Origin of the sequence: Mycolicibacterium arabiense, assembly GCF_010731815.2 — a bacterium.
Lineage (GTDB): Bacteria > Actinomycetota > Actinomycetes > Mycobacteriales > Mycobacteriaceae > Mycobacterium > Mycobacterium arabiense.
In genome coordinates this window covers 4,532,428-4,554,966 of record NZ_AP022593.1, presented here as the reverse complement: position 1 = coordinate 4,554,966, position 22,539 = coordinate 4,532,428, and the positions used below count along the sequence as shown (strand labels likewise).

Here is a 22,539-nt window from a genome sequence, read left to right as displayed (position 1 = left end):
TTCACGACTGCTCAGCACTCGTCGTCGCCTTGGGCAACGCGGACCACTTCCGCCGGCTCAGTACCATCGCGAGTGTGTGGCGGTGCGTGCGATCATACGACCGCAGCACTTCGCCGAGTGCCACGCCAGCTCGGAACACCGCGGAATAGGCCCGCCCGTGGTGCATCTCGACGTAGCGAACACGGTTGACCGCCATGAGCGCGGCAAGTGCGGGCGAGGTACCCGATCCGCCCAGGCGGTGCTCGACGACGGCGGTGGGTTCGTAGCGGGCCACCCAGCCACTGTCACGCACCCGCCGAAAGTATTCGATCTCCTCGGAGTACAGGAAGAACCGCTCGTCCCAGTCGCCCAGACGATGCGCCACCTCACCCCTGATGAGCATTGCCGCGCCAGTGGCCCAGTCGACGTCGTGGGCGTATCGGTAACTGCCGCTTCGATAGTCGAATTCGGACAGCAAGCACGGCCGTCCTCGCCAGAGCGTTCGGCCGAAGAGTGAGTCGCCGACGACACCCATCGTGGAAGGCTCGAAGCGCAGGGACGGATAGTCCTGCCCGTCGTGATCGAGTATGCGTGGTACCACCACGCCCACTCGGTCGTCGGATGCCAGCGCCTCGAGCAACCGGCCGATGGCGCCCGGCCGGACTCGTAGATCCGGGTTGAGTATCAACACCGAGTCGCATGACCCGGTGTGCCGGAGCGCGCGATTGATGCCGCCGGCGTAGCCCAGATTGCCGCCTGACTCGATGAGCAACGCATCCGGGTACGTCGCGACGACGTCGACGGTGTCGTCGGACGACTGGTTGTCCACCACCAGGACGCGCAAGGCGTGCAAGCGGGCCGACGCCCGCAGGTCGTCCAGCAGAGGACCGATGTCGGCTGCGCTGTTGTACGTCACGACGATGATCGACGCATCCGCGTGTTCACCGGCGGCCATGAATCGGCCGTCGGCGACGTCGGTTCCGAGTGAGGTCACGAGACCGACTCCTTCGCAGTTTCTTTCGTCCTCGCACTGGTCCTGGGACCCACGACGTCCTTCAGCCACCCTGCGCCGACGATCGCCCACAGGGCCAGGAACGGCAGGGCCGGTATGAGGAAGCGGAACCCGCCGCCGAACACCATGACCTGCGCCGTCAGGAGCACCACGAGACTGAGGGGAACCAGCCACGGGCCACGGTGGCGCCGGAACAGCCCCACCGCGACGAGCACGAGCGCGGCGATCCACGCGACTCGAACCGACCATCTCGGAACGGGATCCAGGAACACGCCGCGGTTGAGCCGCGTGACCGGGTCGAAGGTCCGGACCAGCCGTTCGGGTACCCGCGACGCGAACTCCGCGGGATTCTCGCGGATCCACGCGACGGCGAAGTCGCGCAGGAAGCGGTCGTTCTCGACTTCGTCGTCCGGCGGGATCGGCAATCCCTCGTTCGCCTGTGCGGAGTCCGCCAGGTCGTTGTTGGCAAGCGCGACCGTCACTCCGCCGGCAGTGGTCAGCGGCACGAATGCGTCGAGTCGTTCGTAGTTCCGCCACGACCAGGCGCCGAGGACTATCGCCAGCCCCACCACCGCTCCGGTGGCCGCGCGCCAATCGAGCCGTCGGCCGAGGGCGAAGATCACCAACGCCGGCAGCCAGAACGCCATGACCGGCCGCACCAGCGTGGCGTACCCGGCCAGGAGTCCGGCCGCCAGCCACCACCACGCCACGTGTCGTCTCTCGCGCAGTTCGACGACCAGGTAGCAGAGGCCCACCGTCAACAGATTGAAGAGGCTCTCCGCGTACAGCGACGCACCGATGATCAACACCCAGGGGAACAACCCGTACCCCAGACCCGCAAGCATCGCCTGCCTCAGCGTCATCCCGAGGCGCTGGCCGAGGTGCATCAGCGCGACGGCGGTCAGACCTGCCAGGACGGCGGTGAGGACGAGTCCCACGTTGGGATGCGGACCGAAGATCCGGTACGGGATCGCCAGGAGCATGGGCCACCCGGGCGGACGCGCCGCCTCGAAATGCGGCGGGCCGAAGTCGAGATCACTCGCCAGCCCGGCGGCGAGAACGTGGAAGTGACCGCCGTCCTCGTACAAGGCGCCTACCGAACGGCTGAGCGCGGCCGCGACGATCAGATGGGCGGCGGAGACCGTCGCTCCCACCGTCCAATAGATGTGCGCGCGGTTCCGCACAGCCGTCTCACCCCGCATTGCCAGACCCCCGACTGCCACGGACTCAGGATAACGACCCGGCGACCGTCTGCCTACCGGACGAAGGACTATTCGACGTTTGCCTGCCACCCCCTCGTACCCAGAGAATGCGAATGCGCTGGCCGTGTATTACGTTGTCCGAGTGACTATCTGACGGCAATGGCGTCGGAACTAGTTCCTTTTGCCTAGTTCGCCAGATGTTACGCTCATCGCGTGCCGTGGCCATGCGGCACTCGAGTACAGGGGGAAATGAATGGATGCTCGAATCCGCTCGGAACTGACCGGTTTCATCGTGGACAACTACCTCTTCGGCGACGTATCCCGGACACCGGCCGTCGACGAATCACTGGTCGAAGGCGGCGTCGTGGACTCCACCGGGATTCTCGAACTGATCGAATTCCTCGAGTCCCAGTTCGGCATCGAGGTATCGGAGACCGAGACGGTCCCGGAGAACCTCGACACGATCGCGCGGATGACGCGGTTCGTGCTCGGGAAGCAGCACGTTCTCGAGACGGCGTGAAGCCGGCCAACGTCGATCCGGGGGGATTACGTTGTCAGGCAGAAGGATCGGCGTCGGCCGGGGGGCCGTCGTACCGATCGAGCGTCGGTACCGCGCTTCAGTCGAGGGTGCGTGGGGTCCGCTGGCGGATGTCTGCGCCAGGGCCGACCGCGACGGCACCCGGCGGCACGTCCTTGGTCACGACGGCGTTCGCGCCCACGACGCAGCCTCGTCCGAGCGTCAGGCCGTAGCCCTCCTTCGGGATGATGCACGCGCCGGCACCGATGGTGACGCCGTCCTCGACGACGACGCCCATGCCGGAGCCGGCGTGCGGGGCGCCGGCGGCAACGGTGACGCCGTGGGCGATCTGCACGCCGCGGCCGATGGTGGTGTCAGGGTGGATCACCACGCCCATCCCGTGATGCCAGAGCACCACGTCGTCCGCGACGTCGGCCTCGGGCGGCAGCGCCGTGCTGAACGCGACGGCGTTGACTGCCTTCAGTATCCGGGCGCAGCGGTGGAGGCCACGGCGATGAAGTCGGATGCTGGTCAACCAAATGCGTTCCGGTATCACCGTTGCAGCGTATCCACCGCCGGGGGTGGTGTCACGCACGAGGATCCGCGGCGACACTGCGCCCGGAGAGGAGTCGTCTCGTGGTGATCGACCACATCTGCTTCGCCGTACGGGACCTGACCGACGGTATCGCGCACTGGGAGAACGCCTTCGGCTATCGCCGTCGCACGGAGGTCGTCACCAATTCGCGCCAACGAGTAAAGGTGGTCTTCCTCGACAAGCTGGGTAGCTTGCCGGTGAAGTTGATCGAACCACTGGACGACAACCTGGCACTCAGGAAGTCGGTCGAACGCGGTGGCGGCTTCCACCATCTGTGCTTCAAGTGCGATGACGTGGACGCCGGGATCACTGGACTGCGCGACAGGGGGCTGCGGGTGCTGGTTCCGCCACAACCCGGCGAGGCCTTCAATGATCACGAAATCGCCTTTCTGCGAGCGAAGTACGGCTTGCACATCGAACTGATCGACACCGACGAACGAGCAGGACTGCTATGACCGAGACGACGGCGACACGGCCGGTGACCGCGCCCCCATCCCAGCCCGAGGTGCGAACCGAGAGGCGGACGGCGATCACGGACGCTCTCGTCCGGCTCTATGCCATCCGGCGACTACGGCCGCTCGTGCTGTGGATGCTGCGCCGGCTCGAGGGGGACGCCTACAAGTCCCCCACGATCCGGACGATCTTCGCCAGGTACTGGGGCGTCGAGATCGGCATGTACACCATCGGCGCGTGCTTCGAGCCGTGGGTCGTGGATCCCAAGACGAAGATCGGCCGCTACTGCTCGATCGCCCACGGCGTTCGCATCATCAACGGCAACCACCCTCTCGGCTTGAAGTCCACGAACGCGGTATTCCACAACCCGATGTTCGGGTTGTGCGATGACTGGATCGGCGACGAGCTCAACGCCCTCGAGATCGGGAACGACGTGTGGATCGGTGCGAACGCGGTGATCCTGCCCGAGGTAACCCGCGTGGGGCACGGCGCCGTCATCGGTGCCGGCGCGGTCGTCAGCAAGGACGTCCCCGACTACGGCGTGGTGCTTGGGAATCCCGCTCGGCTTGTCAAGAAGCGATTCTCCGACGAGACGATCGCCGCCCTCCTCGAGGAGCGGTGGTGGGATCAGGACCTCGAGGACCTGACCCACAGGCTGCCCGAGTTCCAGAACTACCTCGGAGGTTAGCCCGCCGTGAACGCGCCGAAGCGCATGCTGCGACCGTGGCGATGCCTGGTCTACGAACAGCGCAACCGATTCGTGGGACGCAGTTCGCTCAAGGAGAACCAGAGGTTCCACGCACGCGAGCTGACACGGCTGCGTGCGACGCTGACGAGCGGATGCCCGCGGGCACGGGTCGTCGCGGTGGTCCCCACCTACAACCGTCCTGACGGCGTGGTGCGGGCGGTCGAAAGCGCACTCGCGCAGACCTTTCGGAACTTGGCCGTAGTGGTGGTCGACGACGGCGCCGGGCTGCCGGAGCTGCCTACCGACCCGAGGCTCGTCGCGGTCTCGCTCAGCCGCAATACGGCGACGCTGGGCTTGGTGCGCAACATCGGCATCGACCTCAGCGATTCGGAGTTCATCGCCTTCCTGGACGACGACAACGTCTGGACTCCCGAACACGTCGCCACGGCGGTGTCGGCACTGGATACCGACCCTGGATTGTCCGCCGTCTACACCTCGGTGTCGCGAATGCGGCCCGACGGAACGGAACTCGACGTACTCGATTCCGCCTTCGATCGGCGCAGGCTTCGGTGGGACCCCTACATAGACGCCAACAGCGTCGTGGTGCGGCGGTCGTGCAACCGCGGCTTCAGCGTACTGCCCCGGACCAAGCGAACGCTTCCGAAGGAGGACTGGGAGTACGTGTGGCAGCTGAGCCGGCGGGGCCGGATCGAGCACGTACCGAAGGTCACCGTCCGTTATGCGATCAACCCCGACAGCTTCTTCACCGATTGGGCCGACGATGCGCGGGTCTAGAACGCGTCAGACGGTCATCGGCATGCCTGCGCAGGAGGAACAGTGAACATCAGCGATTTCTTGTCGAACACGGGTGCTGCCGATGACGTCGCGATCGTTGACGGACAGCGGCGCTACACGTACGCCGAATTACGCGCAGCCGCGGCCACCCTGGCCGGTTCGGTGTCGACATTGGACTTGGCGCCCGGGGCACGGATCGCGATACTCGGCCCGAACTCCTTCTTCTGGGTGGCCTCGTACCTCGCGATCATGAAGCTCGGCATGGTTGCGGTGCCGCTGTCTGACAAGGGCACCTCGGCCGACGTGCGCCGCAGCATCTCCGCCGTCGACTGCTCGGCGGCCATGGTCGACCGGCGGCACCTGAGGCACGACCCCGCTGCGGTGGATTCGGTCACCGTGATCACCGACGACGTCCTACAAGACGTTCTCGACTCCGGCCGGACTCCGTACTGGCCGGAGACCACGACGGAACCGGATTCGGATGCCGTCCTGCTGTTCACCTCCGGCACCACCGGCGCCCCGAAGGCAGTCCGCGTGACACACCGCAACATCGCCGCGAACACCGAATCGATCATCAGCTACCTGGGTTTGCAGCGTACGGACAGGGCGCTGGTGATCCTGCCGTTCTTCTACTGCTACGGCGCTTCCCTACTCCACACGCATCTGCGCGTGGGAGCCACCCTCGTCCTGTGCAACTCCTTCGCGTTCCCCGAGACCACCGCCAAGCTGCTGGAGGAGCAGGAATGCACCGTGTTCGCCGGGGTGCCCTCGTCCTTCCAACTCATGTTGCGAGCCACCAGCTTCGCGCAGCGCGCCACGCCGTCGCTCCGCATCATTCAGCAGGCCGGCGGGAAGCTGCCTCCGGTGATGATCGAAGAGCTACTCGCCGCCAAACCGCACGCAGAACTGTTCGTGATGTACGGGCAGACGGAGGCGACGGCACGCCTGTCGTACCTACCCCCGGCGATGCTCACCGAGAAGCTGGGGTCCATCGGCAAGGGCATACCCGGTGTGGAACTCCGCGTACTCGGGCCGGATCTGGAGCCGGTGCAGGCCGGCGGCAAGGGTGAGATCTACGCGCGTGGGCCCAGCATCTCGCCGGGTTACTACGGCGATCCCGACGGAACGTCGGACAAGTTCACCCCGCACGGTCTCCGAACCGGCGACGTCGCCGTCGTCGACGAGGACGGATACGTCTTCATCGTCGACCGGCGGGACGACTTCATCAAGTCCTGGGGCTATCGGGTCTCGAGTCAAGAGGTCGAGGCGGCCGCTCTACGGATGCCGCAGCTGGTGTCGGCAGCCGCCATCGGAGTTCCCGACGACGTTGCAGGAGAAGCGATAACGCTCTTCGTCACCGTGGCTCCCGGCAGCGAGATCACGACCGACGCCGTGGTCGCGGCTTGCCGACGGTCCCTGCCCAAGCACATGGTGCCGAAATCGGTCGTCGTCATCGACGGCATGCCATTGAATGCGAGCGGCAAGATCGCGAAGACGCGACTGCGCGACCTCGCTGCCGCACGGGTTCCGTTGGCGTCAGCCCACCCGGGCTGACCTTCATCGAACACGAACGGGGGATCGTCGAATATGCGCTCACACAGGAGAAGAGGGTCCGCATTGCGTCGGGTGCTGTGGGTCGTTCCCGCGGCGCTCCTCGTGATCGTGCTCATCGCCGCAGTCATGACATACGACGTCTGGAAGGAGAAGTCGATGCCCGTCAAGGGGGAGGTCGTCGCAACGGTCGACGTCGGGCAGCTGGCGGTCGTGGACCGCACGCGGGTGTTCTTCGGGCACCAGTCGGTGGGCGAGAACATCCTCGGGGGTGTCGAAGCCGTCTATGCGCAGCAGGGCCTGGTGGCCCCGCCCATCGAGGAGAACGGTACGAGGCCCGGCCCTGCGGGCGGTTTCATCTCGCACGCGTACATCGGTGCGAACGAGCAGCCGCGGCTGAAGATCGACGACTTCGCGCAGACCCTCAGAAGCGGTCTGGGCGATCGGGTCGACGTCGCACTGATGAAGTTCTGCTTCCTCGACATCTCGACCCGTACCGACGTCGACGCGCTGTTCGCCCACTATCGAGACACCATCGCCGCTCTGCAACGGGACTATCCCGCGATCGCGTTCGTGCACGTCACCGTTCCACTCACCACGGACTCCGGCATCAAGAACAGGATCAAGATCATGTTCGGCGGGAGCGATCGCTACGGCCAGGGCGAGAACGTGGCACGGCACCGCTACAACGAGCTGCTGCGACGGCAATACGGAGAGGACCGCGTGTTCGACCTGGCCGCAATCGAATCGACCACCCCCGACGGCGGCCGCCAGGAATTCCGCTACCGCGACCAGCCTTACTACGCGCTGCACACCGGCTATGCGTCAGATCTCGGGCACCTCAACGCGGAGGGTTCGGAGATCGCGGCACGGGCCTTTCTCCAGGCGATCGCCAATGCATCGGGTAGGCGGTGAGCGATGCTGGGTGAGACGGGCATCGACATCGTCCCGGTCGCACGGATCGAACGGCTCATTCGCGATCATGGCGACGGGTTCCTCCGACGGTGGTTCACCGCAGGCGAGATCGAGTACTGCACCGGCAAGGCGGTGCCGAGCAGGCACTTCGCCGCACGTTTCGCCGCCAAGGAGGCCGTCGCGAAGACACTGCCCGGGCACTGGGACGGCCCGCTGCCCTGGCGGTCGATCGAGGTGGTGAGCACGCCGACCGGCGCCCCGGGCATCCGACTCTCCGACGCGCCGCTGGCGATCGCCACGAGCGCGGGCGTGGGCGACATCCGCATCTCCCTGTCGCACTGTGACGACTACGCAACCGCCGTGGCGATCACGACCCTCTCGGCCGAAAGACGTGATGGGCCGTGAACGGCGAATACGTCCAGCAGGCGCTCGCCGACCTCGTCGCGTTGACGGCGTCCGACGACGCTGCCCGATCGAGCGCTGCCCCGTCAACCCAAGCCGAACTCAGCGCCGTGACGATCGCCCTCGCTCTCGAGGACGTCTTTGCGATACGGCTCACCGATGCCGACATCGACTCCATCGACCCGAATGATCCGGTGGCGCTCGCGGACCTGCTCGACCGCGCGAGAGGGCAGCGCTGATGTGCGGCATCTGCGGAGTGGTCACGACGGGTGCACCTCCAGAGCTGACGCTGCTCGACAAGATGATGAGTCGGCTGGGCCATCGCGGACCAGACGGCCACGGGTTCTACCGCGACCATCGCGCCGCGCTGGGACACACGCGTCTGGCCATCATCGACACTGCGGGCGGCGCCCAGCCGCTCTGCAACGAGGACGGCACGCTGTGGGTGACGTTCAACGGCGAGATCTTCAACTACGTCGAGTTGGCCCGGGAACTCAAGGCATTGGGTCACCGCTTCCGAACCGCGAGCGACACCGAGGTGATCGTGCATGCCTGGGAGCAGTGGGGTGCCGGCAGTTTCGACCGGTTCAACGGCCAGTGGGCGCTCGCGCTATGGGACAGCCGCGAACAGCGCCTGATCCTGTGTCGCGATCGGATGGGCGTGCGCCCGCTGTTCTACACCCGCACGCGTGACCGCTTCCTGTTCGCATCCGAAGTCAAGGCGCTTTTCGCCGACCCAGCCGTGCCGCGGTCCTTCGACCCCGAGGGCCTATCGCAGACCTTCGGCTACTGGTCCACGGTCGCTCCACGCACGGTGTTCAGCGGTGTCGAGCAATTGCCGCCAGGGCACCACGCCGTGCTCGACCGGACGGGCTTTCGCGTAGCGCCCTACTGGCGCGCCTCCTTCCCGCCACGCGGATCCGAGCCCTGCCAGGACACCGAGGAGAACGCCGCTCAGTTGCGGGAACGCGTGATCGAGGCGACGCGACTACGGTTCCTGCGCAGCGACGTTCCCGTCGGCGCCTACCTGTCGGGGGGATTGGACTCGTCGATCACCGCCGCGGTGATCTCGCGCTACACCGACGCCGACCTGCACACGTTCTCCCTGCGGTTCCAGGATCGCGAGTTCGACGAAGGCGGTTACCAGCGCCAGATGTCGAACGCGCTGGGCACCCGACACCAGGACATCGTCGTGCGTCCGTCGGACATCGTCGACGTCTTTCCTCAGGTCATCCGCCATACCGAGACACCGCTGGTACGCGCAGCACCCGCCCCGATGTACCTCCTGTCGAAACTGGTGGCCGAGCACGGTTTCAAGGTCGTCGTCACCGGTGAGGGCGCCGACGAGGTCCTCGCCGGATACGACGTCTTCCGCGAGGCCAGGGTGCGGATGTTCTGGGCTCGCGACCCGGAATCCGCGAAGCGCGCCAAGGCCCTCGAGCTGCTGTATCCCTGGATGGAGCGATCCCCCGGCAAGGCGCCGGCGTTCGCGCGCAGCTTCTTCGGGCGCAACCTGGACCTGGACGACCCCGCGCTCTCCCACCGCCCCCGATGGGATTCGACGGCGTCGATCAAGACGATGTTCTCCGCGGACATGCGGAACCGGACCACGGCCGGCGCGCTCGACGACGTCGTGGCCGGAATGCCTGCCGAGAGCGCTCAGTGGGACCCACTCAGCCGCGCCCAGTGGCTCGAGATGACGACGCTGCTGCCCGGCTACCTCCTGTCGTCGCAAGGCGACCGCATGCTGATGGCGAACTCGGTGGAAGGCCGGTTCCCGTTCCTGGACCGCAACGTCATCGAGTTCGCCAACCAACTCCCCGCGCGACACAAGCTGTTCGGACTCGACGAGAAGTACCTGCTGAAGCGGGCTTTCGCGGACATCGTCCCGCAAGACATCTCGCGGAGGCCGAAGCAGCCCTACCGGGCGCCCGACGCGGCGAGCTTCTTTGCTTCGGACCGGCCGGAGTGGTTCGACGAGCTGACGTCCGAGCCGGCCATCAGCGCGGCTGGGGTGTTCGATCCCAGGCTGGTGTCCGGGCTGTTCCGCAAGTGCGCGAAGTCCGGCGGTGACGGGATGAGCAACACCGACAACATGCGGGTGCTTGCCGTCGTGTCGACGCAGCTGACCTACGAATGCTTCATCGCGGGGACCGAATGGTCCCTGCCCGAACGGAAATTGCCGCAACCGACGGTCGCGGTCGACCTGGTAACCACGAAGGGGGAATGCAGTGACGCACGGGGATGAGACATTCGGACCGGACAGCCTGACCATCGACGCGGCGTTCGAGGTGGATCGCATCACCAAGAGCCTGACCGAGTACCTGAGCAGGACGAAGCGGCGCGGTGTGGTCGTCGCCCTCTCCGGGGGAATCGACTCGAGCGTGGTCGCCGCACTGTGCGTCCGCGCGATCGGGAACGACCGGGTGTTCGGTCTGCACATGCCGGAGCGCGAATCATCCTTCGATACTCTCGATTACAGTCGCCTCCTCGCAGACTCCCTCGGCATCGAGAGCCGGCTCGAGGACATCTCCGCACTCCTCGATGCGGCAGGCTGCTACCGGCGGCGCGACGAGGCGATCCGCATGGTGTATCCGGAGTACGGCCCCGGCTACAAGTCGAAGATCGTGTTGCCCAGCGTCATCGACTCGGATGCCTTCCGGCTCTACTCGGTGGTCGTGCAGGCTCCGGACGGCAGCCAGACGACGCACCGCCTCAGCACGGAGTCCTACCTGGGGATCGTTGCCGCAACCAACTTCAAGCAGCGCGCCCGCAAGATGCTGGAGTACTACCACGCCGATCGCCTCAACTACGTCGTCTCGGGAACGCCGAACCGGCTCGAGTACGACCAGGGGTTCTTCGTGAAGCTCGGCGACGGTGCTGCCGACGTGAAACCAATTGCGCACCTCTACAAGTCACAGGTCTACGCACTCGCCGAACACCTGGGCGTTCCCGAGCAGATCCGCAGCCGGCCGTCGACCACCGACACCTATTCGATGCCACAGTCTCAGGAGGAGTTCTACTTCTCGCTGCCGTACCAGCGCATGGACCTGTGCTTGTTCGGCCTGAACAACGACGTGCCCGTGTCGGACATCGCCGCGGCCACGGGTCTGACCGATGAACAGGTGAACCGGGTGTTCCGGGACATCGAACAGAAGCGCAAGACGACGGAGTACCTACAGTTGGCTCCCGTCTTGGCGGCCGACGTACCGGAGATCGGCCATTGAGAATCGCTACCGCCGATCCCGTACCCCGGTGAGATCGCCATGACGAGAACGGCTCTGCGCCCCTTGCGGCCGGATACTCGGATATTCGTCGCGGGCCACCGGGGAATGGTCGGATCGGCGCTGTGCCGAAGATTCGCCGAGCTGGGCTATCGCAACGTGGTCGGCCGCGACTACCGGGAACTCGACCTGCGGGATGCCGTTTCGACCGAACGGTTCTTCCGCGAGACCCGACCAGACGTCGTGATCGGTGCGGCGGCCCGGGTGGGCGGAATCATGGCCAATCACACCCGGCCTGCCGACTTCATCTCCGACAACATCCGGATTCAGGTCAATCTCCTGGACAGCGCGGTGTCCACGGGCGTGCAACGGTTCCTGTTCCTCGGATCGAGCTGCATCTACCCGAAGTTCGCGGAGCAGCCCATCCGGGAGCACGCGCTCATGACGGGACCGCTGGAGCCGACCAACGAGGCCTACGCGGTGGCCAAGATCGCCGGCATCGCCCAGGTCGCAGCCATCCGCCGCCAACACGGGTTGCCCTACATCTGCGTCATGCCCGCCAGCCTCTACGGCCCGGGGGACAACTTCGACGCACGTGACAGCCACGTCATCCCCGGCCTGATGCGGCGTTTTCACGATGCGGTGCGCGAGGACCTGCGGTCGGTCACGTGCTGGGGCAGCGGTTCCCCGATGCGCGAGTTCCTGTACGTCGATGACCTCGCCGATGCCTGTCACCACCTGTTGAATGCCTACGACGGCGACGAGCCGGTGAACGTCGGCACCGGCCGGGACGTGACGGTGCGCCAACTGGCCGAGATGATTGCCGAGACGGTCGGGTACCGCGGGCGCATCGAGTGGGATCGCTCGAAACCCGACGGCACACCACGCAAGATCCTCGACGTCCGGCGCCTCGACGAACTCGGTTGGAGTGCCAAGACGACACTGCGCCACGGCCTCCGGCAGACCTACCAGTGGTTTCTGGCGCACCAGGACGACTACCGGGGTTCGACTTGCCCGGTGGTGAACGGGGCTGCACGTGGCTGAATCGGCGGCGCTGGCGACGGGCATGCGCTGGAGCGGTTTCTCGGTCGTCGGGCGGGAACTGTCCCGGACGGTCTTCACGATCGTCCTGGCCCGGCTGGTGGGCCCCGACGACTTCGGCGTGGTCGCCCAAGCACTGGTCTACATCGGCATCATCAGCCTGCTCCTCGACCAGGGCTTCTCGAGTGCGTTGATCCAGCGCAAGGACGTCCACCGGGACATGCCTGGCGTGGTCGTGTCGGTGAACCTGGCCGTCGGTGGCGCCCTGGCCGTCCTGACCGTCGCCATCGCGCCACTGTGGGCGGCGTTCATGCGTACCCCCGAACTGGCGCTGATCCTCGTCGCGTTCGCCCCCAGCCTGCTGTTGCGCGCGGCGACCGTCACTCCGCGCGCAATGCTGATCCGCAGCATGGACTTTCGCAAGATGGGCATCGCCGACATCCTGTCCGCATTGCTCGGCGGCATCGCAGGCGTAATCGTGGCGGTCTTGGGCGGCGGGTACTGGTCCCTGGTTGTTCAGATCCTCGCCACCGACGCAGTCCTGCTGTCCACGCTGTGCCTGTTCGGCGCCTCCTGGCGACCGAACGCCAACTTCGGCCAACTCCGCCACATCGCGGCCTTCTCCGGGCGTGCGTTCATGGCGGGGCTGCTGCTCAACTCCCTGTCGCGCAACGTCGACAACCTGTTGATCGGACGAGTGCAGGGCGCGCAGGCGCTTGCCTTCTACGGGTTGGCGTACCGGCTGCTCCTCCTGCCGGTACAGCTGGCGCTGCAGACCGTCGCCACGGTGCTCTATCCCCTGTTCTCCCGGCTTGCCGACGATCTCCCCGCACTCCGCGACCAGCTCAGCCGCACGACGCGCCTGGTCGCGATGGGCGCGCTGCCGTCGATGGCGCTGGTCGCTGCGGCCGCGCCCCAGCTGGTGGAGATCGTCTTCGGCCCACAGTGGGCCCCCGCGGTGCCCATCGTGCAGGTGCTGGCCGTCGCGGGCGCATTGCAGTCGATCTACCAGTGCTCGACGTCGCCGCTCGTCCTCGGGACCGGACACGACAAGCTGAACCTCCGGTACGCCTGGCTCACGACCGCCGTGGCCACGCTCGGCATCGTCGCCGGCCTACGTTTCGGTCCCTTCGGCGTCGCACTGGGCTACTCGGTGGCGACCGCGTTGCTCGTACCCGTCGAGTGGTTGATCAGACGGCACCTGGTGAAAGTGTCGCTGCGCGAACAGTTGTCGTCGCTGCTGCCCGCAACGCACGTGGCCGCTTGGATGGCCGCCACCTACCTGACCGTCGCCGTCCTGGTCACCGGTCGCGACGCAGTGGTGCTGGGTGTCGGCTCGGTGGCCGCGGTGGGCGTCGGTGCATTGGCATTGCGCATCGGGCATCCTCGGCTGCTGGCTGACCTGGTGATCGACGCGAAGCGGCTGGCAGGCCGCAACGGGTCCGCCGACGTCACCGGCGAGCCGAGGTGATCGGCGCCACCTAGAGCGGCGTCGAGTGCAAGAAGATGGGTTCCTCCGACAGTGCCGCATCGTAGGACGCGTCCTCTGTGGTGGCCATGACGTTGCCCTGCATGTCGGTGACCACCGTCCGGGTGCCTGGCTCGAGCGCCAGCGTGAACCGGGCGGCCACCTGACACCACGCAACCAGGACCGTTCCGCGAGGCGTGGTGAAGCGGTACGCGAACGGGTCGGTCGGCTTGTCCTGCGCTCCGTCGAGGACCATCTCCAGGTTCGTCGCGCCGGCCAGCAGGTCGATCACCTGCCGCATGGCGACGGCCACCAGCCTCGGTTCGTGGCCGGGGCCGGGGCCGAACCAGCCGCCGTTGTAGTCATCGGAGTCGAGCACGAACATGTGGTAGACGCGCGGGATGTCATACCGCGCCGCGGCCATGTTCACGCGCACGGTGTAGGCGGCCTGTTGCATCGGCGTGACGGTCTCCGTCGTGACGCGCTGGTTGTCGATCGTCACCTCGAACTTCCCACCGTCGGCGTGGGATATCTGGTAACCGACCTCGGTGATCCACAGGGGCTTCGCGACCCCGAACTCCTGCATGACCTGACGGATGGTGTCGATGGACTCACGCGACGACCACGAACCCCATTCCTCGACGATCGTCTGTTCCGGCGGCTTGTTCGAGCTGTACGGATGCACCGACACCACGTCGAAGCAATCTATCTGACCGGCGGATTGAAGCTCTGCGAACGTATTCGACAGGAAGTCCGGCGCCGCATTCGACGCTCCTCCTGCGGCGAATCCGACTACGACGACCTCCGGCCACGTCGCCTTGATGTGCCCATGAGACGCGATGAGGACCCGTGCATAGAGTGGTGCCACCTCGGCGTCGCCGACACTGAACCCGTAGCCGAAGTTCGGTTCGTTGCACACCTCGATCTGCGTGATGGGGTGGTACCGCAAGCCCGGGTGGTCCGACCAGAACGTTCCTCTGGGTCCGAATCTGCCGAGAGCCCAGTCGATCTGCGCCAGGTAGGCCGAGATGAACTCGACTTCGGTGCCGAAGGCCGCCCGGTCGACGGTCGGCGTCAGGTTCAGCAGCACGTCGATGTGGTGGTCGACGCAGAACGACATCAACGCATCCGACATGACACCGGCACGGGCGTAGGTGAGGTTCAGCCACTCGACCTGGTTCGACAGGTCGGAGATCTCGTCCCACGTGTAGAGGCCGATCTTCATCAGCTCCTGTTCCGCGGCAGCGGCAGGGGGCGGTGGAACCGGCGTTCCGCTGGTGCATCCGCCGCTCATCGCAGCGGCTGCGCACGTCACCGTCAGCCCGGTCCACTTCAGGAAGTCGCGACGGTCCAGGACCACGGCCTACGCCCATCCCGGTAATTCGGGCCGATCGATCACGTGTCCGCCGCTCTCGAGTGCCAGGATGTCGGCGTTCACCATGATCTTCACGAGTTCCGGCGTCCGCACCAGCGGATCCCAGCCCCACGCCACCTTCGCCCTCGATGGGTCACCGATCAGGGAGCCCACCTCACTTGGCCGTAGGTAGCGTTCGTCGAAGCGCACGTGGCGTTCCCAGTCCAAGCCGACCGCGTCGAATGCCATCGCGAGGAAGTCGCGCACCGTGCATCCGTCGCCGGTGGCGAGAACGTAGTCGTCGGGCTCGTCGGCCTGCAGCATTCGCCACATTCCCTCGACGTACTCCGGGGCGTACCCCCAGTCGCGTACCGCGTCGATGTTGCCCATCCACAGGTGCTCGTCGAGGCCCGCCTTGATGCGCGCGACGGCACGGGTGATCTTGCGGGTGACGAACGTTTCTCCGCGACGCGGTGATTCGTGATTGAACAGGATCCCGCTGCACGCGAACATTCCGTAGGCTTCGCGATAGTTCTTGGTCGTGCAGTGCGCGAACACCTTCGCCGTACCGTACGGCGACTGCGGCTGAAAGAGCGTGTCCTCGTTCTGCGGCGGAGCCGACGAACCGAACATCTCCGACGTGGACGCCTGATAGAAGCGACAGTCCAGGCGGGCCTGCCGGATCGCCTCCAACAGCCGGATCGTCCCCAGACCCGTTGCATTGGCCGTGTATTCGGGCTCGTCGAAGCTCACCCTGACGTGCGACTGCGAGGCGAGGTGATACACCTCGTCCGGGCGTATCTCGGACAGCAGGACGCTCATCCGGGAACCATCGACCATGTCCCCGTAGTGCATGAACAGGCGGACCGCCGATTCGTGGGGGTCGACGTACAGGTGGTCGATCCGACGGGTGTTGACCGTGGATGCCCGCCTGATGATTCCGTGTACCTCGTAGCCCTTGAGGAGCAGCAGTTCGGCCAGATACGAGCCGTCCTGGCCCGTGATGCCAGTGATCAGTGCGCGCTTAGCCATCGAGTTCCTTCCAGCGTGCATCGGCGAGGTCGGTGATCCACTCTTCGTAGCGGTCCAGTGCGGTGTTCTCCGACAGCACCGATTCGCAGTAGCGTCGGCCGCGGGCACCCAGCCGTGCCGCGAGAACGGGATCGCCGGCCAATCGGAGCGCCTCCCTCAACAACAGGTCCGGCCGATCGGCCGGCACGGAGACGCCGCCGCCGGAGGCAGCCATCTCGCCTGCGGTGAGCCCGGCCGAGTCGATGGCCGCCAGCACGGGCTTGCCCGAACGGAAGTACGACGTGAGCTTGCTGGGGACCGACATCTGCGCGACGCCCGGCCGTTCGTTGACCAGGAGGACGTCTGCGGCGCCGAGTGCGGCGGGGAAGTCGGCTTCACCGACGGGCGGCAGGAATTCGAGGTTGCGCAGGCCGGCGCCTGCCGCTTCCAGGGACGACCGCTGATTGCCGTTGCCCATCAGGACGAACCGAGCCCGACTGCCCGTGCGGTCGGCCAATTCAGCTGCGGCGAGGACGTTCTCGAGGCCCTGCTTGTGTCCCATGTTGCCTGCGTGCAGGACTATGACGTCGTCGCTCGACCAACCGCGTGCGGCCCGGAACGTCGCGCTGGCAATCAGATCGGGAGCGTCGACGTGGTTCCAGTTCCGGATCTCCCTGATCCGAGCCGGGTCGACCCCGAGATTGCCGACGAGGTCGGACTCGAAGCCGCTGTGGATCACCGCGACGCCGTCGGCAGCCCGCAGGGTCGCCGATTCGAGGGCACCCAGGCCCCGCCTCAAGGTGCGGCAGCCGATCTCGGCCTCCATGGCGCCTCTGCCATACAGGTCGTGGACCAGTACGCCGATCGCCGGGCGGCGCCGCGTCCACCGCGCCCTGGCAATGGCCATCGACGTCGCCAGCAGCGGCGGCGTCATGCATACGATGACGTCGGGCGCATCCCACCGACACGTGGCCACCTGGGCGCCGAACGTCAGTTCCATTGCGACGCGGCCGAACCAGGACTCACCGGACGGTACGAGGTGATTCAACCGGCGGACGCGGACCCCGTCGACGACGTCGTCGGACCGCAGCGCGGTGTCCCGCCCGAGCCGCTCCCACTGCGGGTAGTGCGGTAGGCCGGTGAACACGCGGACTGCGTGTCCCCGCGCCATCATGCCCGCGGCCAGAGCCGTCGTGTAGGGCGCGATGCCCGTTGGTTCGGGCCAGTAGTTGATCCCCAGGATCGCGATTCGCACCGGTCTGCGTTTCTGGCGAACGACCGTTGCCTCCTGCCGATTCAACCGTCTGACGAGAAGCGGGCGCGCCGTGTGAACCGGTGTGTGCGATGGGGCTTCGAGTGTCATCCGGCGCGCACCTACCCGGTTCCCGACTGCAGCCGCGCGGTCCCGCCGACATCGGTGGTCGCGTCGCGCAGGACCGCGCGTGATCGGGCTATGTGTGCGAAGAACGCGGGTATGCCGACGACGTAGCGCCTTGCGAGGCGGCGCGGCTCCACGATGAGCCGGTACAGCCATTCGGTGCCGGTACTTTGCATGAACCGCGGCGCCCGTGTCACCTTCTCGCCGAGGAAGTCCAATATCGCTCCGCCGTTCACGATCAGAACCGGATGGGTGAGTCGGTCGCGCAGCCGACTGGCGACGAGTTCCTGCTTCGGCATGCCCATCGCCAGGATGATGAGGTCGGGCCGCCAGGCGACGGCCATGTCCACGTAGGTTTGCGCGGGCGAGAAGCCATGGTGGCTCGCCACCACCGTCACGCCCGCTGCTTCCAGCTTCTCGCAGGCCCGATCGAGCCACGGTGACGTCGTGCCGAACAACGCCGCCCGTCGACCGGAGTATGCGCCTGCGATCTGCGGGATGAGGTCGGTTCCGTTCATGTTCAGCCCGCCGGACCTACCGAACGCCATCAACCCCAACTGCACGCCGATGCCGTCCCGTAGCAACAGATCCGACTTCAGGAGGCTCTCGGAGAGCAAGGGGCTGTGCCACACCAGGTTGGCGGCGTGCGCGTTGACGAAGGACACGACGTACGGCCGGGTCGGCCGACGGAGGGCCTCGAGCAGCTCGGCGTGTGCCGCGTCGTCGTCGATGCAGCAGATCCGACGGTGCAACTCGACGAAGTCCTGCACTCGAGAGTCGCCGGCATCCACACCGTCCGGGTGGACTGAGCCGTCGATCCGCGCCACGACGGTTCGGGTCGTCTTGAGGACGATCATCACGTCGCTGGTCATGGACCAGTTGTCGATGTACGAGAGGTCCAGGCGCACCGACTCGTTCCAGCTCAGGTCTGCACGACCGCTGATCTGCCAGAGGCCCGTGATGCCGGGTCTGACCAGGAGTCGCCGCAGGACCTCGACGTCGTACGCCTCGACCTCCTGGCGCAACGGTGCGCGAGGTCCGACGACGCTCATCTCGCGTTTGAGCACGTTGACGAACATGGGGAGGCCGTCGATGCTGAACCGGCGCAGGACCCGTCCCACCGTGGTGACGGCATGCCTGTCCTCGCCGTGGTGGATCGGACCGTCGGGGTCGAGCGCCTCGAGAAGCTCGCGGTCAGATCGTGATTCGTCGCCGACCACGGCCGTGCGGAACCTCAGCATCGAGAACGGCTGTCCGTCCATGCCCATCCGCGGGGTCGTCTGAAACACCGGGCCGCGGCTCGTCAACTTGATGGCCAGCGCCGCGAGCACCATGGCCGGCATGGCTACGGTGAGGACGACCGTCGCAAGGCAGACGTCGAAGGCTCGCTTCTGGAACCGTTTGGCCCCGCGATACTGCGGCTTCTCGATGTGCAGCAGCGGTAGGCCGGCGATGGGCCGCATGACGAGCCGCGACAACGCGACGTCCATCACCCCGGTCGACACCACCAGGTCCACGCCCAGCGGTTCGAGATCCCAGATGAGCCGCCGGATGCCTCGCAGTCCGAAGTGTTCGGTCCCGGCGATCGCGACGGTGTCGGCGCCGCAACTGCGAATCGCCGCCAGCATGTCGGATTCCCCACCGACGATGGGTATCTCACGCCCACCGACGAGCAGATGCTCGCCTCGGGGCGGCCCGTGGTTGGGTATGCCGATCCCGACGACGTCGTAACCGTCGGCCGGGTGCCGCGTCAATTCGGTGACCAGGTCGACCACGGCGTCTTCCTCGCCGAATGCCATCACCGCGGTTCTGCAGCCACCAGCCGCTCGCCTGCGGGCAACCGATGCCTGCCACGCCCATCTGCTCAACACCAGCGCCACCGTGCCCACGGGCAGGGCCACCGCGAGATAGCCGCGCGCGATGTCCGCCTTGAGGAGCAGGGTGACTATCGCGATCGCGCCGAAGGTCCCGAAGGAGGCCGCGACCACCCGGCGGTACTCCTCCACCCCGGTGCCGACGAGAAGAGTTGACCGAGTGTGGAATACCGCCAGTGCGCACAGCCACCCGAGCGCGAACGCCAGCGAGAACGCCAGCAGGAAGTAGTGCGGATACCCCGCGGGATTCAGCGGCTCACCGAACCGCACGACGTGCGCGAGGCTGATGGCACCGACCACGACGACCGTGTCGGTGACGAGCAGCTTCGCGGCGTAACTGCGTTGCCACCTCGAGCGTTCGGCCACGCCGGCCAACCGCTCGGGCGCCGGGTGACGCGGGTGCGGTCCCGCCTCCTCTTCGCGAAGTGAAGGCGGGACCTTCGAATCGGTTCGCCCGCGGCCAGACACTGTTCCCCCGTCCAGTGTCATGGTCGCGGACGAACCGATCTAGGCGGATCGACCGATCCCCTGCCCGGACGTGGACTCCGAGCCAATCCGTTGAACACCAGCCAACTATCGGGCCATGGGGGTCCGGAGTACATGGACCATAGGAGCCAAATCCACGTGGTCCGGGGTCTAGTCCTCCGAATCCCGCAGGGTGTAGTTCAGTGTTCGCGACAGGGCGGCGGCCTCGGCACGACTAGCGACGCCCAACTTCGACAACACGCTGTGTACGTGGTTCTTCACGGTGTTCACCGCGATGCACAACTGTGCCGCGATCTCGCGGTTGGACAGGCCAATTCGCAGCATTCCCAGGATCTGGGCCTCGCGCGCAGTGAGTACCAGTTCCTTGGCCCCAGGATGACGCTGAGTACCGCGGGAGGAGAGTCGCCGGAGTAGCATGGCCGACACGCGTGGCGAGAACAACGTCTCTCCCGCAATGACCCTGCCTATCAGTCGAAGCAAGTCATCCAGGGACTGAAAGCGGGTGTGGTACCCGGCGACACCCGCTTCGGCGCATGCCACTATCGCCGATTCATCGTCCTCCGAGACTCCCGTGGCGATGACGCGCACCTTGGGATCGAGTTGAAGTGCAGCGCCGACCAACTTCTCGCACTCACGCGTGGTCACGTTCAGGAGGACGACGTCGGGCCGCAAGCTCGTGTCGACGCTCACCAGCGAGGCCAAGTCCCAAGCGACGCTGACCGATTGGCCGTGCTCCCGGAGAGCTGCGGCGAGATTCTCCCGCGAGAGCTTGCAGTCGTCTATGACCAGGATTCGCGCGCTTGGAACGCCCGGGCGTTCGATGCCGTTCAGCTTGCCCGCCGACGACAGCAGCGACCGCCCGTTGGACCCGTTGACGTGCGGCGCCGCTGGGCCCTGGCCACCGGAATCCCAATGCCGGGCCTCGGGAGTGGGCACCTGCACCCGCTCGGGCGCTGCCAGTTCGGCTCCGATGGGCCGGCGGGCGACCGACCCGTAGGCCCTCACGACGCCCCGCCCCGGTCGCTACGGGCGCAACGGCCGAAGACGATGCACGAGTGCTGAGCTGTTTCGAGAACAGCAAATGAACCTGCGAATTGCGACATGCTTGCCCCCCCGGGCGTGATCGAGCCTCCCATGACGGAAGCTGCTCCAATCGAGCTCGTGATCTAGCCCCCATGGTGCAGTTCCGCGGCCAGATTAAGCGGAGCTTCAGCGACCCCGCAACACAAGTATTTCGGATTGCACATTTCTAGCAAGGGCATGTTGTTTTGCCGTCAGTGATGTCAACGGACGCGATCCTCGGCAGCCTCGAACCGGTCTCGCAGATTCCCGATGGGTCTCCTGGACCTGCTGGCGGCGTGTGTCCGGACTGACAATGTGTTGTCGCTGAACGTCTTTCAAGGCTGCCCGTGGCAGCCTCCGTTGAACACCTGCTCGGCCGCAGCCATCACCCGCGCGTCGGCACCGTCCACCGCATCAAAATGTTGCCAGAACCGAGACGAGTAAATATCTTCGGACGCGAAGACGGTGGCGGCAGCACACCGCCGGGGCCTGGCACCGACGGCTCAGGACGCCTTGATGACTACGTCCTCGATCGCGGACTCCGCGCGTTGCTTGACCGGATGGATCAGGCGCAACAGTCCGGGAGCCAAGGTCACCGCCGTCACGACCGCGGCGCTGCGCGCAGTGGGCTTCTGGCCGAACGCCGCCGTAGCCGCGCGCCTGGCCGCCCTGTCATCGCCGGCCAGCAGCGCCGTTCGCGCCTGCCGCAGCAACTTCCAGTAGCGGATCCGGCGCAGCGTCGAGTGCAGCGCGGCCACTTCGGCGGCGTTCGACGGCTCAGCCGTCAGGAACGAGCGCTCCAGTTCCGCCTCGAACTTCTCCACCCCTGCTGGATCGCGGCTGAGCGAGTCGCTGCGCAAACGGTAACGGGCCAGGCGCCGCGGCAGCACGCGCACGTCGTACTTGCGCACCATGCGGAGCCAGAACACCACCGAGTCGTCGATGCCGGGAACGCCCGAGGCGAAACCGCCCATGGCGTCCCAAGATTCGCGGCGGACGGCCGCCGTGTAGTACGGCACCAGCCCGCCCAGCACGTCGACCATCGTCAACGGGACGCCGGGGTCGGGGCGCCTGCGCACTCCGATCGAGCGGAGGTACCCCACGAGGTGGTCGGGTCCGTCGTCGGTGAACCGGGCAGCGTCGACACCCACGGCGTCGATACCGTGATCCGAGTCGAGAAGCGCGCCCACCTCGGCGCAGAACCTGGGCATCAGCTGGTCGTCGCTGTCGAGCACGCACAGGTAGTCACCGGTGGCATGGGCCGCAGCCGACGTCACTCCGCCGACGTAGCCCCGATTCTCGTGCCGGACGAGCTTGATCCTCGAGTCGTGGCCGTAGGACCGCACGATGTCGGCCATCGCGTCCGAGTTGCCGTTGTCTACGATGACCAGTTCCCAGTCCGCGCACGTCTGCGCGACGAGCGAATCGATCGTGTCGCGCACGTAGGGTTCCGTGCGATACGCCGTGGTCAGGAAGCTGAACCGGGGTGCGGTGCCCATGTCACCCGCCTACGCTCAGGTTCGTCGCTTCGC

At 66.4% G+C, this 22,539-nt stretch carries 21 protein-coding genes; 12 read left to right on the top strand and 9 right to left on the bottom strand.

From position 1 onward, the window contains the following. Position 1 precedes the first annotated feature (1 nt). On the bottom strand, positions 2 to 973 hold the full coding sequence (locus G6N61_RS23515) for a glycosyltransferase family 2 protein (RefSeq protein ID WP_163921855.1): 972 nt from the start codon (positions 971 to 973) through the stop codon (positions 2 to 4). Next, positions 970 to 2,214: an ArnT family glycosyltransferase gene (locus G6N61_RS23510; protein WP_163921852.1), complete on the bottom strand. Its 1,245-nt coding sequence runs from the start codon at positions 2,212 to 2,214 to the stop codon at positions 970 to 972. Before G6N61_RS23510 ends, G6N61_RS23515 begins: the two co-directional genes overlap by 4 nt. Positions 2,215 to 2,446: 232 nt before the next feature. On the opposite strand from G6N61_RS23510, the gene G6N61_RS23505 reads away from it, so the two are divergent. Next, positions 2,447 to 2,713, top strand: a complete 267-nt coding sequence (locus tag G6N61_RS23505; protein ID WP_163921849.1) for an acyl carrier protein — start codon at positions 2,447 to 2,449, stop codon at positions 2,711 to 2,713. A gap of 97 nt (positions 2,714 to 2,810) precedes the next feature. Here G6N61_RS23505 and G6N61_RS23500 read toward each other — a convergent pair whose 3' ends face one another. Then, positions 2,811 to 3,305, bottom strand: coding sequence for a serine O-acetyltransferase (locus G6N61_RS23500; RefSeq protein WP_163921846.1), 495 nt, complete (start codon positions 3,303 to 3,305; stop codon positions 2,811 to 2,813). Positions 3,306 to 3,346: 41 nt separating this feature from the next. On the opposite strand from G6N61_RS23500, the gene G6N61_RS23495 reads away from it, so the two are divergent. The 11 genes from G6N61_RS23495 to G6N61_RS23445 all read left to right on the top strand — a co-directional run bounded on the left by G6N61_RS23495 (position 3,347) and on the right by G6N61_RS23445 (position 13,845). Continuing rightward, positions 3,347 to 3,760 (top strand): VOC family protein, encoded by a 414-nt coding sequence (locus G6N61_RS23495; RefSeq protein ID WP_163921843.1) that lies wholly within the window; start codon positions 3,347 to 3,349, stop codon positions 3,758 to 3,760. After that, positions 3,757 to 4,446: a CatB-related O-acetyltransferase gene (locus G6N61_RS23490; protein ID WP_163921839.1), complete on the top strand. Its 690-nt coding sequence runs from the start codon at positions 3,757 to 3,759 to the stop codon at positions 4,444 to 4,446. The genes G6N61_RS23495 and G6N61_RS23490 overlap by 4 nt, the downstream gene beginning before the upstream one ends. 6 nt (positions 4,447 to 4,452) lie before the next feature. Then, on the top strand, positions 4,453 to 5,241 hold the full coding sequence (locus G6N61_RS23485) for a glycosyltransferase family 2 protein (RefSeq protein ID WP_198339312.1): 789 nt from the start codon (positions 4,453 to 4,455) through the stop codon (positions 5,239 to 5,241). A gap of 42 nt (positions 5,242 to 5,283) precedes the next feature. After that, positions 5,284 to 6,795, top strand: coding sequence for a class I adenylate-forming enzyme family protein (locus tag G6N61_RS23480; RefSeq protein ID WP_163921836.1), 1,512 nt, complete (start codon positions 5,284 to 5,286; stop codon positions 6,793 to 6,795). A 63-nt stretch (positions 6,796 to 6,858) separates the two neighbouring features. Continuing rightward, positions 6,859 to 7,707 (top strand): hypothetical protein, encoded by an 849-nt coding sequence (locus tag G6N61_RS23475; protein ID WP_163921833.1) that lies wholly within the window; start codon positions 6,859 to 6,861, stop codon positions 7,705 to 7,707. A gap of 3 nt (positions 7,708 to 7,710) precedes the next feature. Continuing rightward, positions 7,711 to 8,112, top strand: coding sequence for a holo-ACP synthase (acpS, locus tag G6N61_RS23470; protein WP_163921830.1), 402 nt, complete (start codon positions 7,711 to 7,713; stop codon positions 8,110 to 8,112). After that, the gene (locus tag G6N61_RS23465; RefSeq protein ID WP_163921825.1) at positions 8,109 to 8,348 is read left to right on the top strand and encodes a hypothetical protein; all 240 of its coding nucleotides are present in this window, start codon (positions 8,109 to 8,111) and stop codon (positions 8,346 to 8,348) included. Before acpS ends, G6N61_RS23465 begins: the two co-directional genes overlap by 4 nt. Next, entirely contained in the window at positions 8,348 to 10,357 is a 2,010-nt protein-coding gene (gene asnB / locus G6N61_RS23460) for an asparagine synthase (glutamine-hydrolyzing) (protein WP_163921822.1), read from the top strand. Before G6N61_RS23465 ends, asnB begins: the two co-directional genes overlap by 1 nt. Continuing rightward, positions 10,341 to 11,336 (top strand): NAD(+) synthase, encoded by a 996-nt coding sequence (gene nadE, locus G6N61_RS23455; RefSeq protein ID WP_163921819.1) that lies wholly within the window; start codon positions 10,341 to 10,343, stop codon positions 11,334 to 11,336. The genes asnB and nadE overlap by 17 nt, the downstream gene beginning before the upstream one ends. A gap of 39 nt (positions 11,337 to 11,375) precedes the next feature. Continuing rightward, positions 11,376 to 12,377 carry a GDP-L-fucose synthase family protein gene (locus G6N61_RS23450; RefSeq protein WP_163921816.1) on the top strand — a complete coding sequence of 334 codons (1,002 nt, stop codon included), beginning with the start codon at positions 11,376 to 11,378 and terminating at the stop codon, positions 12,375 to 12,377. Next, positions 12,370 to 13,845: a lipopolysaccharide biosynthesis protein gene (locus tag G6N61_RS23445; RefSeq protein WP_163921813.1), complete on the top strand. Its 1,476-nt coding sequence runs from the start codon at positions 12,370 to 12,372 to the stop codon at positions 13,843 to 13,845. Before G6N61_RS23450 ends, G6N61_RS23445 begins: the two co-directional genes overlap by 8 nt. Positions 13,846 to 13,855: 10 nt before the next feature. Here G6N61_RS23445 and G6N61_RS23440 read toward each other — a convergent pair whose 3' ends face one another. The 6 genes from G6N61_RS23440 to G6N61_RS23415 form a co-directional block, all read right to left on the bottom strand. Next, entirely contained in the window at positions 13,856 to 15,202 is a 1,347-nt protein-coding gene (locus G6N61_RS23440; RefSeq protein WP_163921811.1) for a glycosyl hydrolase, read from the bottom strand. Between the two features lie 3 nt (positions 15,203 to 15,205). After that, entirely contained in the window at positions 15,206 to 16,228 is a 1,023-nt protein-coding gene (gene gmd / locus G6N61_RS23435; protein ID WP_163921807.1) for a GDP-mannose 4,6-dehydratase, read from the bottom strand. Beyond that, positions 16,221 to 17,462, bottom strand: coding sequence for a glycosyltransferase family 4 protein (locus G6N61_RS23430; protein ID WP_235887276.1), 1,242 nt, complete (start codon positions 17,460 to 17,462; stop codon positions 16,221 to 16,223). The genes gmd and G6N61_RS23430 overlap by 8 nt, the downstream gene beginning before the upstream one ends. Positions 17,463 to 17,581: 119 nt before the next feature. Beyond that, a complete protein-coding gene (locus G6N61_RS23425; protein WP_235887275.1) occupies positions 17,582 to 19,825 on the bottom strand; it encodes an exopolysaccharide biosynthesis polyprenyl glycosylphosphotransferase in 2,244 nt (747 codons plus the stop codon). Positions 19,826 to 20,095: 270 nt separating this feature from the next. Further along, positions 20,096 to 20,950 (bottom strand): response regulator transcription factor, encoded by an 855-nt coding sequence (locus G6N61_RS23420; RefSeq protein ID WP_235887274.1) that lies wholly within the window; start codon positions 20,948 to 20,950, stop codon positions 20,096 to 20,098. 560 nt (positions 20,951 to 21,510) lie between these two features. Continuing rightward, positions 21,511 to 22,506, bottom strand: coding sequence for a glycosyltransferase family 2 protein (locus tag G6N61_RS23415; protein ID WP_163921784.1), 996 nt, complete (start codon positions 22,504 to 22,506; stop codon positions 21,511 to 21,513). Positions 22,507 to 22,539 lie beyond the last annotated feature (33 nt).